The sequence below is a fragment of the Microbacterium sp. NPDC008134 genome, from assembly GCF_042957055.1.
Lineage (GTDB): Bacteria > Actinomycetota > Actinomycetes > Actinomycetales > Microbacteriaceae > Microbacterium.
Genome location: NZ_JBIBHO010000003.1, coordinates 228509 through 240690, shown reverse-complemented (window position 1 = coordinate 240690; position 12182 = coordinate 228509). Strand labels below are relative to the sequence as shown.

The 12182-nt window shown below is 69.6% G+C and carries 15 protein-coding genes; 6 read left to right on the top strand and 9 right to left on the bottom strand.

Going from position 1 to position 12182, the window contains the following annotated elements:
* The first annotated feature begins 5 nt into the window (after positions 1-5).
* Both ACFY9N_RS14680 and ACFY9N_RS14675 read left to right on the top strand, forming a co-directional pair.
* Entirely contained in the window at positions 6-269 is a 264-nt protein-coding gene (locus ACFY9N_RS14680; RefSeq protein ID WP_391479548.1) for a hypothetical protein, read from the top strand.
* A complete protein-coding gene (locus ACFY9N_RS14675) occupies positions 266-595 on the top strand; it encodes a rhodanese-like domain-containing protein (protein ID WP_391479547.1) in 330 nt (109 codons plus the stop codon). The genes ACFY9N_RS14680 and ACFY9N_RS14675 overlap by 4 nt, the downstream gene beginning before the upstream one ends.
* Positions 596-668: 73 nt before the next feature.
* Here ACFY9N_RS14675 and ACFY9N_RS14670 read toward each other — a convergent pair whose 3' ends face one another.
* From ACFY9N_RS14670 to ACFY9N_RS14655, 4 genes are read right to left on the bottom strand one after another with little or no spacing between them, the layout of a single operon-like run.
* Positions 669-1634: a serine hydrolase domain-containing protein gene (locus ACFY9N_RS14670; RefSeq protein WP_391479545.1), complete on the bottom strand. Its 966-nt coding sequence runs from the start codon at positions 1632-1634 to the stop codon at positions 669-671.
* Between the two features lie 7 nt (positions 1635-1641).
* On the bottom strand, positions 1642-2562 hold the full coding sequence (locus tag ACFY9N_RS14665; protein ID WP_391479544.1) for a carbohydrate ABC transporter permease: 921 nt from the start codon (positions 2560-2562) through the stop codon (positions 1642-1644).
* Positions 2562-3536, bottom strand: coding sequence for a carbohydrate ABC transporter permease (locus ACFY9N_RS14660; protein WP_391479542.1), 975 nt, complete (start codon positions 3534-3536; stop codon positions 2562-2564). Before ACFY9N_RS14660 ends, ACFY9N_RS14665 begins: the two co-directional genes overlap by 1 nt.
* A gap of 55 nt (positions 3537-3591) precedes the next feature.
* The gene (locus ACFY9N_RS14655) at positions 3592-4878 is read right to left on the bottom strand and encodes an ABC transporter substrate-binding protein (RefSeq protein ID WP_391479541.1); all 1287 of its coding nucleotides are present in this window, start codon (positions 4876-4878) and stop codon (positions 3592-3594) included.
* 151 nt (positions 4879-5029) lie between these two features.
* On the opposite strand from ACFY9N_RS14655, the gene ACFY9N_RS14650 reads away from it, so the two are divergent.
* A complete protein-coding gene (locus ACFY9N_RS14650) occupies positions 5030-5896 on the top strand; it encodes a MurR/RpiR family transcriptional regulator (protein ID WP_391479540.1) in 867 nt (288 codons plus the stop codon).
* A 4-nt stretch (positions 5897-5900) separates the two neighbouring features.
* A complete protein-coding gene (locus ACFY9N_RS14645) occupies positions 5901-7082 on the top strand; it encodes an exo-beta-N-acetylmuramidase NamZ domain-containing protein (protein ID WP_391479538.1) in 1182 nt (393 codons plus the stop codon).
* A 240-nt stretch (positions 7083-7322) separates the two neighbouring features.
* Here the strand turns inward: ACFY9N_RS14645 and ACFY9N_RS14640 are convergent, their stop codons facing one another.
* The 3 genes from ACFY9N_RS14640 to ACFY9N_RS14630 form a co-directional block, all read right to left on the bottom strand.
* On the bottom strand, positions 7323-7640 hold the full coding sequence (locus tag ACFY9N_RS14640; protein WP_391479537.1) for a carboxymuconolactone decarboxylase family protein: 318 nt from the start codon (positions 7638-7640) through the stop codon (positions 7323-7325).
* A complete protein-coding gene (locus ACFY9N_RS14635) occupies positions 7637-8047 on the bottom strand; it encodes a cupin domain-containing protein (RefSeq protein ID WP_391479536.1) in 411 nt (136 codons plus the stop codon). The genes ACFY9N_RS14640 and ACFY9N_RS14635 overlap by 4 nt, the downstream gene beginning before the upstream one ends.
* 98 nt (positions 8048-8145) lie before the next feature.
* The gene (locus ACFY9N_RS14630) at positions 8146-9174 is read right to left on the bottom strand and encodes a zinc-dependent alcohol dehydrogenase family protein (RefSeq protein ID WP_391479534.1); all 1029 of its coding nucleotides are present in this window, start codon (positions 9172-9174) and stop codon (positions 8146-8148) included.
* A gap of 136 nt (positions 9175-9310) precedes the next feature.
* On the opposite strand from ACFY9N_RS14630, the gene ACFY9N_RS14625 reads away from it, so the two are divergent.
* Positions 9311-10210, top strand: a complete 900-nt coding sequence (locus ACFY9N_RS14625) for a helix-turn-helix transcriptional regulator (protein ID WP_391479532.1) — start codon at positions 9311-9313, stop codon at positions 10208-10210.
* Between the two features lie 149 nt (positions 10211-10359).
* On the opposite strand, the gene ACFY9N_RS14620 is transcribed toward ACFY9N_RS14625, so the two are convergent.
* Together ACFY9N_RS14620 and ACFY9N_RS14615 are read right to left on the bottom strand one after the other, a co-directional pair.
* Positions 10360-10815, bottom strand: coding sequence for a carboxymuconolactone decarboxylase family protein (locus tag ACFY9N_RS14620; protein ID WP_391479531.1), 456 nt, complete (start codon positions 10813-10815; stop codon positions 10360-10362).
* A 194-nt stretch (positions 10816-11009) separates the two neighbouring features.
* The gene (locus ACFY9N_RS14615; RefSeq protein WP_391479530.1) at positions 11010-11756 is read right to left on the bottom strand and encodes a DeoR/GlpR family DNA-binding transcription regulator; all 747 of its coding nucleotides are present in this window, start codon (positions 11754-11756) and stop codon (positions 11010-11012) included.
* 56 nt (positions 11757-11812) lie between these two features.
* Here ACFY9N_RS14615 and ACFY9N_RS14610 point away from each other — a divergent pair, with 56 nt between their 5' ends.
* Complete coding sequence (locus tag ACFY9N_RS14610) at positions 11813-12169, top strand: DUF4406 domain-containing protein (RefSeq protein ID WP_391479528.1); 357 nt, start codon at positions 11813-11815, stop codon at positions 12167-12169.
* The last annotated feature ends 13 nt before the right edge of the window (positions 12170-12182 follow it).

Below are 12182 nucleotides of genomic sequence, written 5' to 3'. Positions count from 1 at the left end.
AGAGTATGAGGCCCGTGCTGCGGGTGCTCGAGGTGCTGTCGGTGCTCGAGTTGCTGAGCATCGCGGTGCTGCTGATCAACCTCGCGACCGTGCACATCGACGGGGTGGCGTCCGTGCTCGGGCCGGTTCACGGCGCACTGTTCCTGGCGGTCGCGGTCACGGCGCTGTTCGCACGCGACCTGCTGCTGCGCACGCGGTTGATGGCGCTGATCCCGGTCGCCGGGGGCGTGCTCACGCTCGTGAACGTGCGCCGCGAGGCGCGTCGGTGAGCGTGCGGCACTTCTTCCGTCGGCCGCCCGCCGTCACCGCCGCGGAGGCGCAGCGGCTGATTGCCGACGGGGCCGTCGTGGTCGACGTGCGGCGGGTGCAGGACTGGCATCGCGCCCACATCCCGGGCGCGATCCACATCCCCCTGGGCGAGCTCGAGGATCGCGCCGACGAACTCCCCGAAGATCGCATGCTCGTCACCTTCTGCACCGGAGGTCTGCTGTCGAGCGGTGCTGCGAACCTGCTCACCGAGCTGGGTTTCGAGGCGACGAACATGGCGCGCGGCCTGATCGACTGGCGCGCCGCTGGAGGAGAGCTGGTCTCCTGACGGCTTTCGAATCGCTCACTTCGTTGATCTCCGGCTTCAGAAACGGCGAAGTGAGCGATTCGAATGCCGCTGGTCACCCGAGGAACGAGAAGAACTCCCGGCGCACGGCGCTCACGTCGGTGCCCTCCCGAGTCGGGTGCACGCGGTTCAGCAGCAGAACCCCGTATGCACCGGAGCGCGACACGGCAAACGCGGTGCCGGTGAAGCCGGTGTGGCCGACGGCATCCGCGTCGCCCATCCAGGCGGCATCGCGCACGCGCAGGCCGACCGCCTGGCCGTACCCGGCCCCGGCGGTCGCCACGGGTGTCGTGATCAGACGGATGCCGTCCGCCGAGAGCACCCGTCCCGCGGCCCCGACCCCGTCGTCACGGATCATCCTCGCGAGGGCCGCGACGTCGTCGACCGTTCCGAACAGTCCGGCGTGCCCCGCGGGCCGACCGAGCGCGTGCGCGAGTTCGTCGTGCACCTCACCGCGCACGAGCCCGCGATGCGGCTGCACCTCCGTCGCGACCGCGAGCTCGTCGGAAGGTCGCCAGGTCAGCGACGACGCCCCGAGCAACTCGGCCACATCCGCCACGTGCGCGTCCAACGGCCGACCGGAGGCTCGCTCCACGATCTCGCCGACGGCGATGAACCCGACGTCCGAATACCGATGCACCGCCCCCGGCGGCGAGGCCAGGCCGGACCGCAGCACCGCCGACCGCAACTCCTCGCCGACCAGTCCCGACCGCCACGGCCCCTCGGCCGGCAACCCCGAGGTGTGCGTGAGCAGCTGCCGCAGGGTGATGCCATCGGCATCCGACCCGACGGGTCCGATGGGCACGACCGACCGCACCGGCTCGTCCAGCGCCAGGACTCCGACGTCGACGAGCCGCAGCGCGGCGACCGTCGTGAACGTCTTCGTGAGAGACGCGAGGTCGAACAGGTGTGCCGGCGTCACCGGCATCCGCTCGTCGTCGGCGGCTGTGCCGCGCAGAACCGGCCCGTCGTCGATCGACCGAAGCGATGCCCATGCCGACCCCGGCGCTCCGTTCACCACGCGCGACTCACTTGCTCATGCCGGAGGTGAGGCCGTTGATGATCTGTTTCGTCGCCAGCAGGAACAGCACGACCAGCGGAATCGTCGCGATCGTGAGTCCGGCGAACAGCTGCGGCCAGTCGGTGGAGTACTCGCCGAAGAATCGGGTGAGACCGACCGGCAGCGTGTACGAGTCGCGGTCGCGCAGCAGGATCAGCGGGTAGAAGAAGTCGTTCCACACCGGCACGAAACGGAAGACGATCACCGTCGCGAGCGCCGGGCGCACGAGCGGCAGCAGGATCTGCACGAAGGTGCGGAACGGTCCCGCCCCGTCGATGCGGGCCGCCTCTTCGAGCTCGATCGGCAGAGCGCGGAAGAACACGGTCAGCACGAAGGTCGTGAACGGGATGCCGAGGGCGCCGTAGACGAGGATCAGGCTGAACACGTTGCTGGTCATCTTGAGCGAGTCGAGCAGGTAGAACAGCGGCAGGATCGCGAGGTGCACCGGGAGCATGAGTCCCGAGAGGAACACCGCCTCGATGCCGCGGAAGAACTTCGCCCGAGCACGCGCGAACGCGTACGCGGCGAGCACCGACACGACGGTGGTCACGATGACCGAGCCGACGGTGACGGTGATCGAGTTGACGAAGTAGGTGTCGAAGGATGCCGTGATCCACGCGCTCTGGAAGCTGGTGAACGTCGGCGGCACGGGCAGTCCGAGCGGCTCGGTGGCGATCTGCTGCTGGGTGCGCAGCGAGTTGTTGACCATGAGCAGCAGGGGGCCGATCGCGACGAGTGCATAGCCCCAGAGGAACACGTTCGCGAACAGGCGCCCGATGAACGGGGTGTCGTTCGTGCGGCCGGATCGGCGGCGGGGCGCGTCGGGGCGACGTCCCGAGACGATGGCCTCGGTGGTCTGCTCCGGACGGGTTTCGGTGGCGGTGCTCATCAGAACAGCTTTCGTTCGGCGCGACGCATCGTCGAGGTGATCACGACCGAGATCACCATGATGAAGATGAACAGGACCGTCGCGAGCGCGGAGGACACCCCGATCGAGTTCGGGTTCCCCGACTCGAAGGCGGTGCGGTAGAAGAGCAGCATCATCACGTCGGTCGACCCGGCGGGGGCGCCGTTGGATCCGGCGAGGGCGAACGGGATCGCCATCGCCTCCATGCTGCCGATGAAGGTGAGCACGGTGATGATGCCGATCGTCGGGGTGAGCATCGGCAGGGTGATGTAGCGGAAGCGCTTGGCGGCGGTCGCACCGTCGAGCGAGGCGGCCTCCTCGATCTCCTCGGGGATGCCGCCGAGGGCTGCGCCGTAGAGCAGGATCGGGAAGCCGATCCACTGCCAGGCGCTGACGAGCACGATCACCCAGATCGCGAGCTGCGGGTCGCCGAGCCAGGGGAGGGCGAGGCTCTCGAGTCCGACGCCGCGCAGGATCGCGTTCACCGGGCCGAAGAGCGGCGAGAGCATCAGCGACCACAGGTAGCCGATGACCATCGGGCTCACGAGGTAGGGGAGCGCGAAGATCGTCTGGAAGAAGCGCTTGGTGCGCTTGCGGCGGTGCAGCAGCGTGGCGATGCCGAGGCCGAGCGAGTTCTGGAAGACGAGGGCACCGGCGAACAGCAGCAGGTTGTGCCCGAACGCGTTCCACAGCTCGGAGGCGTAGGGCTCCTTCGTGAGGAGCGTGATGTAGTTCGCGACGCCCGCGAAACCGCCCTGCTTGGTGCCCTGCCAGTCGAAGAACGAGTAGCTGAGGGCGGCGAGCATCGGGTACAGGATGAGCACCGCGAAGAGCACGGCAGCCGGCAGCACGAAGAGCGCCGCGGTGGGGGTGCTCAGGGCGATGCCGGCGCGGGTGCGGCGCTTGGCGGTGCCGGGCGCGGCGGGGTCGCGCCGGAGGGGGAGGGTCAGGGCCATGGTGTGTCTTTCGCTCCGCGAGGGGGCGCCGGATCGACGCCCCCTCGTGTTCGGATCAGGAACCCGGGGTGAACCAGGTGGAGACCCCGGACTGCAGGTCGGCGCCCAGCTGCTCGGGTGTCTTGTCGCCGAGGAACATCGCCTGGATGTCCGGGCCGAGCACGGCGGTGCCGGTCGGGTCGCCGTAGCGGAAGTCGACGAGCAGCAGGTACGGCGCCGGGTTGGCGGTGTACGCCTCGTTCATCTCCTGCATGAGCGGGTCGGAGTAGGTCACGCCGGGGAGAGCCGAGAACTGGTCGACCTCGTCGGCGACGAGCTGGCCGAACTCCGTCGTGGTCATCCAGTTGAGCAGCTCGGTGGCGGCATCCTGGTTCTCGCTCGCGGCGTTGATGCCGAAGCTGCCGTCGGCGTAGCCCGGGGTGACCGCGTGGTCGAGGGCGCTGCCGGGTGCCGGAGGCACTTCGTAGACGCCCCACTCGGTGTCGGGCGCGGAGTTCTGGAACGTCGGCAGGTCGAACGAGCCGCCGGGCCACTGCGCGGCCTGGCCCGACGTGAACTGCAGCACTGCGTCGGCGACGGCGATCGCGTTGACGTTCTTGTCGAGGTACTTCTGCATGTCCTGCACGATCTGCAGCGACGAGACGTAGGCCGGGTCGGTGAAGTCGGCGTCTCCTGCGAGCACCTTCTCCTCGAAGTCGGCCCCGCCGTAGTTCGCCGAGCCGACGATGTCGTGGAACATCGGCAGCACCCAGTCTTCGCGGGCGCCGAGCGCCATCGGGGTCACGCCCTCGTCGAGCAGGGTCTCCTGCAGCTCGATGAACTCGTCCCAGTCGGTGGGCTCCTCGAGGCCCATCTCGTCGAACATCGTCTTGTTGTAGAACATCTGCATGGTCTGGTACGCGAAGGGCACCCCGTAGGTGGCCCCGTCGTCCTTGCCCTGAGCGGCGCGCAGCACGGTCGGGTCGAACTGGTCGAGACCGTCGACGATGTCATCGATCGGCACGATCTGCTCCGACTGGATCGCGGGCTGCACCCCGCCGTAGGCGCGGAGCATCGCGATGTCCGGACCGTCGCTGCCCTCGAGGCCGGTGGCGAGGATCTGGTTGTACTCGGTGGGCTGGAAGCCCTCGAATTCGATGGTCACACCGGGATGCGATTCCTCGTAGACGTCGAAGACGGCCTCCCACTTCGGCGAGGAGGATGCCTGCCATGACCAGATCTTGAGGGTGACGTCCTCGCCGTCACCCTCGCCGCTGGATGCGGCCGGAGCGCAGCCCGCGACGGCGAGCCCGGTGGCGAGAAGGCCCGCGGTGAACGCGAGTCGGGTAGTGCGGTGTCGCATGGGAATCCTCTCGGTTGATGAGAGCCGTCGGACGGACCGGGGCGCTCTGCTGTGAATGCCTCTGCCCTACTTTGGGCAATCAGTTACAGAAGATCAAGGGGTTTCTGAAAATTCCTTTCACTTATTGATTCGAATCTGCAATCCTTTCAGCGTGACCACCAGCGCGATGACCGCCATCCACCAGAGGCTCTCCGTGCTCACGCCCACCGAACGCCGGATCGCCTCCCACGTGCTCGCCGATCCGCAGAGCGCGGTCGACAACTCGATCACCCAACTCGCCCTCGCCGTGGGCACCTCGGTCGCCAGCATCGCCCGGTTCACGCAGAGCCTCGGCTTCTCGGGCTACCCCGATCTGCGCCTCGCCCTCGCCACCGAACTCGACCGCACGGCATCCGATCATGAGCGCTTCCAGGTGTCCGAGAGCGACGTCAGCCGACACGACGACGCCCTCACCACCGTGCGCAAGATCGCCTTCGCCGAGGCATCCGCCATCGAGCGCACCGCGCGCCAGATCGACATCGACGTGCTCGAGGAGTGCGTCGGCGCCGTGCGCGGCGCTCGCCGCATCGACATCTACGGAGCCGCATCGAGCGGACTCGCAGCTCAAGACCTCGAGCAGAAGCTGCACCGCGCCGGACTCGTCGCGCAGGCCCGCACCGATCTGCACCTCGCCCTCACCGGCGCCGCCCTGCTCGACGAGCGCGACGTCGCCATCGCGATCTCGCACTCCGGCCGCACGCTCGAGATCGTGCAGTCGGCCGAGGTCGCCGCGCGAGCGGGCGCCATCACCATCGCCATCACGAACAATCCGCGCTCGCCGCTGGCGCGCGTCTGCGACCTCGTGCTGTTCACCGCCGTCTCCGAATCGACCTTCCGCTCAGGCGCGATGGCCAGCCGCATCGCGCAGCTCGCGGTGCTCGACTTCCTCTTCACTCGCATCGCACAGGCCGATTACGACACCATCGCCGACAACCTCCAGCGCACCTACAACGCCGTCACCGACCACAGAATCGATTGAGCACATGCCCTCCCTGCACCTCGGCATCGACCGTCTGGTCCGCCGCGACATCCGCCCCGACCTGCGCGCCCGCCTCGAATCGGGACGCATCGGAATGCTGACGAACGACCTCGCGCTCACCTCCGAGCTGGTGCGTGGCCGGGAGGTGCTCGCCGCCACGGGCTTCTCGTTCTCCCGGTTGTTCGGCCCCGAGCACGGGCTCAGCGGGCGGGCACGGGAGGGGGAGCACGTCGGGGACCTGCGCGATCCCGTCACGGGAGTCGAGGTGCGCAGCCTCTACGGCGACGCGGTGCGCCCGGCGGCATCCGATCTGGCCGATCTCGATGCTGTCCTCGTCGATCTCCCCGACGTCGGCGCGCGCTTCTACACATACATCTGGACCATGAGCCACCTGCTCGAAGCCTGCGCGGATGCGGGCGTCGCGGTCGTCGTGCTCGATCGACCGAACCCGCTCGGCGGACGGCTCGACCGGGCCGAGGGGCCCATGCTCGATGAGGGAGCGCAGTCGCTCGTCGGGCGCTGGACGATGCCGATCCGCCACGGCCTCACGATCGGCGAACTCGCCCGGCACTGGGTGCGCACGCGCGGGATCGACGTCGACCTCGAGGTCGTCGAGGTGGCCGGGCTCACGCGCGATGCGCCGATCGGCGGGGGAGAGGGCACGTGGATGCCGCCGTCGCCGAACCTGCCGTCGCCGACGACCACCCTGCTATACCCGGGCACCTGTCTCGCCGAGGGTGTCAACGTGTCGGAGGGGCGCAGCACCGCGGTGCCGTTCCGCGTGATCGCAGCGCCGTTCATCGACGGGGAGCGGTACGCATCCGCCGTCAACGCCGCGGGCCTTCCCGGCCTGGCGGCTGTGCCCTACGGGTTCACGCCGCTCGTGCGCGACCACGCGGGGGAGGCGTGCGAGGGCGTGATCCTGCACGTGACGGATGCCGAAGCGCTGCGCCCCGTCGCGGCGGGCGTGCGGTTGCTGTCGCTGATCGAGGAGCTGCACCCCGAGGCACTCGTCGAGCGGTCGCTCGTGCCGATGCCGGGGGAGTCGGACTGGAGTCCCCTCGAGAAGCTCTTCGGCGTGCGCGGCGCATTCGCGCAGATCGTCGCGCGCGAGTGGGACGACCCCGCCCGCCTGGCGGTGCCGGACTGGCCGGATGCCGTCGCCCCCGACCTGCTGTACCGCTGAGCCCCCCTCCGGCGCGCTGAGCCCGCCGCCCCACTGGGTCGCTGAGCCCTCGCCCCACTGGGTCGCTGAGGCTCGCCCCACTGGGTCGCTGAGGCTCGCCCCACTGGGTCGCTGAGCCTGTCGAAGCGCCCCGCACAACCTCGGAGATCCGACGAGACACGCCGCGCGGCGGCATCCGTCCCCCGGCGTTTCGCCCGAGAACTCCGAAGTCGTGCCGGGCACGGACGGATGCCGCCGCGCTCAGGACGCCGCGAACGCCTTCCGCGCCGCGGCGATCGCGCCCATCGCCCGCGGCCAGCCGACGTAGAAGGCCAGGTGGGTGATGGCCTCGATCAGCTCCTCTTCGGTCACGCCGTTGTCGCGGGCGAAGCCGAGATGGAACTCCAACTGATCGACGGCGCCGAGCGTCACGAGTCCTGAGACGGTGACCAGGCTGCGGTCGCGCGGCGAGAGCTCGGGCCGCGCCCAGACCTCGTCGAACAGCACGGCATCCGTGTAGTGCGCCAGCGCCGGGGCGATGTCGCCGATGGAGCGCTGCCCGCCGGTCCAGCCGGTCATGCGCCGACCGTCCCGTCGTATTCGGCATCCGTCACGTGCTCTTTCCACGTCGTGGTCGCCGCCGGGTCGTCGCCCGCTTCGAGGATCGCGATGTGCTCCATGAAGCATCCGGGCGCCGCGGCATGCCAGTGGTCCTGGCCGGGCGGCGTGTAGAGCGTCTGCCCCGGATGCACCTCGATGATGTTGCCGTCGCGGTCGCCGAACCGGGCGACCCCCGAGGTCACGCGCAGGTACTGACCGCGCGCGTGCGAGTGCCAGGCGGTGCGGGCGCCGGGGGCGAAGCGCACGAGGGCGACGGTTGCGCGTTCCCCGGCCTCGTGGGGCGCGGCGATCACGTCGAGCCAGACGTCGCCGGCGAACTGCTCCGGCGGGTTCTTCGTGGTGGGAACGGTGGGTTCGATGTTCATGGTGGGTCCTCTCAGAGGGATTCGAATCGCTCACTTCGTCGTTTCGGGGGCCGGAGAAGCGGAAAGTGAGCGATTCGAAAGCCGGGCCGGCCGGGCCGTCAGTCGGTCGTCAGCAGCACCTTGGTCGCGCGGCGCTCGTCCATGGCCTTGTAGCCCTCGGATGCCTCGTCGAGCGGCAGCGTGAGATCGAAGACCACGCCGGGGTCGATCTCGCGGTCCCAGATGAGCTGGATCAGCTCAGGCAGGTAGGCGCGCACGGGCGCGGGTCCGCCGTGCAGGTGCACGCTCGAGAAGAACAGCTCGAACCCGTCGAGCGACACCTCGTGCGAGACGCCGACGTAGCCGACGTGCCCGCCGGCGCGCGTCGCACGGATCGCCTGCTCCATCGACTCCTGCGTACCGACGGCTTCGATCGTGCTGTGCGCGCCGAGTCCGCCGGTCAGCTCCTTGATCGCGGCGACTCCGGCATCCCCGCGCTCCTCGACGATGTCGGTGGCTCCGAAGCGGCGGGCGAGCGCCTGCCGGTCGGCGTGCCGCGACATCGCGATGATGCGGTCGGCACCCAACTGCTTCGCGGCCAGGATGCCGAGCAGCCCGACGGCGCCGTCACCCACGACCGCGACCGTCTTGCCGGGGCCGGCTTCGGCGGCGATGGCGGCGTACCAGCCGGTTCCGAGCACATCGGATGCCGCGAGCAGCGACGGCACGAGGTCCGCCGTCGGCTCGCCCGGAGTCTTGACGAGGGTGCCGTCGGCGAGCGGAATTCGGGCGTACTGCGCCTGGGTGCCGACCGAGCCCATCATCACCTGGTGTACGCAGCGCGACTGGTAGCCCGCCTGGCAGATCTCGCAGGTGTTGTCGGAGGCGACGAACGAGCCGACGACGTAGTCGCCGGGAACGACGGAGGTCACGGACTCCCCGACGGTCTCGACGACGCCGATGTACTCGTGGCCCATGCGCTGGCCGTGCGGGGCGAGGGGCTCGAGGCCGCGGTACGGCCAGAGGTCCGACCCGCAGATGCAGGTCGCGGTGACGCGGATGATCGCGTCGGTCGGCTCGACGATGACGGGCATCTCGAGTTCTTCGGTCCGGACATCGCCGGGGGCGTGCATGACGACTCCACGCATGGTGGTTCTCCTTCTTCGAACGGATGCTTCCACTGTGCGCCTCGTGTCGCGCGCGCGGGAGTCCCGGCGAAGGGGTGTACCGGCAGGGCACCCTTCGCGCCTCCCGCCGGCGCCACCCGCGACCTACCCTGATGTCATGGACAACCGATCCGAGGTGCGCGAGTTCCTCATGACCCGCCGCGCGCGACTCACCCCCGAAGAGGTCGGACTCACCGCCGGCGCCAACCGCCGGGTCGCGGGCCTGCGACGCAGCGAGGTCGCCACGCTCGCCGGGGTGAGCGTGGAGTACTACGCGAAACTCGAACGGGGCGCGCTCGCCGGGGCGTCGGCATCCGTTCTCGATGCACTGTCGCGGGCGCTGCTGCTCGACGAGGCCGAGCGCGCGCATCTGCTCGACCTGGCGCGCGCCGCCGACGGCGTGCCCACCAGCGGCCGGGCTCGCCGTCGGGCGACGAAGCCCGGCGAGCCGCGTCCGAGTCTCGCGTGGGCGCTCGCCGCGATGACGGATGCCGTGGCCTTCGTGCGCGACGCGAACCAGAACCTGCTCGCGACCAACGAGCTCGGTCGCGCGTTCTACTCGCCCGTGATCGGCGACGGCGGACGCACGCCGAATCTCGCTCGCTTCCAGTTCCTCGACGCGGCCGCCCGCGACTTCTACCCGGACTGGGACCTCTTCGCGAGCATGTGCGTCGGCATCATGCGCGCCGAGGCCGGGCGCGACCCGCACGACAAGGGAATGCAGGATCTCGTGGGCGAGCTGTCGACCCGTAGCGAGGTCTTCCGCGCGTTGTGGGCGGCGCACGACGTGCGGATCCACGGCACCGGCACGAAGCGGTTCCGGCACCCGGTCGTCGGCGAGCTGATCCTCGCGTACGAGGAGCTCGCGATCACCGCCGAGCCCGGCAACGTGCTCATGGTCTACACGGCTGAACCCGGCTCGCCGTCGGCCGAGCGGCTGGGTCTTCTGGCCTCGTGGGCGGCGGAGCATCCGCAGTCCGACGGCACGCCCGTCGGGACATCCACCGAAACCGCGTAAGAAAACCGGGCCCCGCTCGTCGTACTCTGTGGCGCCGTTCCCTCATCGCGCGCCACGTCTTCGGACCCGTCCTCCCCGGCGGGCCGAGGCATCAGGGAGGGGAGGAGGCTGGGGAGCATCCTCCCCTCCCTCTCCGTTCCCGCCCGCCGTCAGGGCGCGACGGGGTAATGGCTGGTGATCGCGATCCGGTTCCAGCTGTTGATCACCACGGCGAGCCAGGTGACGGCCGCGATCTGCTTCTCGTCCAGCACGTCTTCGGGCGTGATGCCGCGGTCGGGCAGATGCCCGTGGTCGCCGATCATCGTCACCCGTTCGGCGATGACGAGGGCGGCCTGCTCCTCGGGCGTGAAGTACTGCGATTCCCACCACCCGGCGAGCACGGCCAGGCGATCGGCGGTCTCGCCGTGCTTCACGGCATCCGCCGCGTGCATGCGCAGGCAGAACGCGCACCCGTTGAGCTGCGATGCGCGCACCTTCACCAGTTCGACGAGCAGGGGCGAGAGTCCGGCATCCGTCCCGGCCTCGGCGGCCGTGCCCGCGAACGCGAGCATCGCCTGATAGGGCGCGGGGTAGGTCTTGCCGATGTTGACGTGCGCGTGCGACACGGTGTCTCCTTCGTCGGCGCGATCTGCGCCGTCGAAGTGTTGACGCCGTAGCCGGGTGAAGTGTGACGGGCGATAACTCCTCCCGCGTGCCTAACTCAGGAAGATCGGGGGTCGGGCGGGGCGAATCGAGTTTTTTCGGCGCGGTTTCGCCCGTTGTTCCTGAGTTGGGTACAGCTCAGGCACCGGCCGAGGAGTCATGAACGCCCGGCCGCCGAGACCAGCCCGGCGATCAACGGATTCCGGTCGAGCGGGTCGGTGATCACGGCCGTGACCGCCGCGAGGTCGAGCACGGGGAACCGCGAGACCGCCCCGATCTTCTCCTCGCTCGCGAGCACGATGGTCTCGGCGCAGCGTTCGGCGATGGCGCGCTTGGTGACGGCGTCGTCGAGCTCTCCGGTGGTGAGTCCGTGCTCGGGGTGGATGCCGGTGGCGCCGACGTAGAACGTGTCGGCGGCGAGGTGGCGGATCGACTCCATCGCGAGGGCGCCGCCGGTGACCATCGAGTGCCGCGAGAGTTCGCCGCCGATCATCACGACCTTCGCGTCGGAGTGCGCGGCGACGGCGAGGGCGATAGCGGGGCTCGGTGTGATGACGGTGAGGTCGGCAGCGCTCGGCAGCAGGCGCGCGAGGGCGAGGGTGGTCGTGCCGGCGTCGAGCACGATCGTCGACGCGGGGCGGATGCCGTCGGCCGCGCGTCGCGCGACCCGCTCCTTGCTCGCGGTCGCGAGGTCGGATCGCTCGTCGACGGGGCGATCTGCGGCGGGCACCGGGAGGGCGCCACCGTAGACGCGAATGACTTTGCCCTCGTCGGCGAGTTCGCGCAGGTCTCGGCGGATGGAGTCCTCCGAGAGCGCGAGTTCGGCGGCGACGTCCTTCGCGACGATCCGCCCGTCGCGGGCGAGGGTCTCGAGCAGATGGGCTTTGCGCTGGGCACCGAGCATTTGCGTTCCTTCACGAAGTTGCACGTTCTTGCACGGTTAACGTTACAGTGTTCGGCATGACGAATCCACTCCTCATCCTGATCGCCGGCCCCTACCGTTCCGGAACCGACGGCGACCCCGCGCGCATCGCCGCCAACCTCGAACGTCTCGAAGAGGCATCCGCCCCGATCTTCCGGCTCGGACACGTCCCGATGATCGGCGAGTGGGTCGCGCTGCCGATCCTGCGCACGCTCGAGAGTGCCGACGAGACCGTCGGCGACGTCATGTACGAGACCGCGCATCGGCTGCTGCAGCACTGCGATGCCGTCCTGCGTCTGCCCGGGGCATCCGCCGGCGCCGATAAGGACGTCGAGATCGCCCGCGAGCGCGGCCTGCCGGTGTACTTCTCGATCGACGAGCTCCCGGCGGCCTGACCCCCTCTCGGGC

Bases quoted from the DNA above. Each gene is read 5' to 3' on its own strand.
- ACFY9N_RS14680 (WP_391479548.1), top strand. From the start codon at position 6: ATGAGGCCCGTGCTGCGGGTGCTCGAGGTGCTGTCGGTGCTCGAGTTG.
- ACFY9N_RS14665 (WP_391479544.1), bottom strand. From the start codon at position 2,562: ATGAGCACCGCCACCGAAACCCGTCCGGAGCAGACCACCGAGGCCATC.
- ACFY9N_RS14660 (WP_391479542.1), bottom strand. From the start codon at position 3,536: ATGGCCCTGACCCTCCCCCTCCGGCGCGACCCCGCCGCGCCCGGCACC.
- ACFY9N_RS14655 (WP_391479541.1), bottom strand. From the start codon at position 4,878: ATGCGACACCGCACTACCCGACTCGCGTTCACCGCGGGCCTTCTCGCC.
- ACFY9N_RS14645 (WP_391479538.1), top strand. From the start codon at position 5,901: ATGCCCTCCCTGCACCTCGGCATCGACCGTCTGGTCCGCCGCGACATC.
- ACFY9N_RS14640 (WP_391479537.1), bottom strand. From the start codon at position 7,640: ATGACCGGCTGGACCGGCGGGCAGCGCTCCATCGGCGACATCGCCCCG.
- ACFY9N_RS14635 (WP_391479536.1), bottom strand. From the start codon at position 8,047: ATGAACATCGAACCCACCGTTCCCACCACGAAGAACCCGCCGGAGCAG.
- ACFY9N_RS14630 (WP_391479534.1), bottom strand. From the start codon at position 9,174: ATGCGTGGAGTCGTCATGCACGCCCCCGGCGATGTCCGGACCGAAGAA.
- ACFY9N_RS14625 (WP_391479532.1), top strand. From the start codon at position 9,311: ATGGACAACCGATCCGAGGTGCGCGAGTTCCTCATGACCCGCCGCGCG.
- ACFY9N_RS14615 (WP_391479530.1), bottom strand. From the start codon at position 11,756: ATGCTCGGTGCCCAGCGCAAAGCCCATCTGCTCGAGACCCTCGCCCGC.
- ACFY9N_RS14610 (WP_391479528.1), top strand. From the start codon at position 11,813: ATGACGAATCCACTCCTCATCCTGATCGCCGGCCCCTACCGTTCCGGA.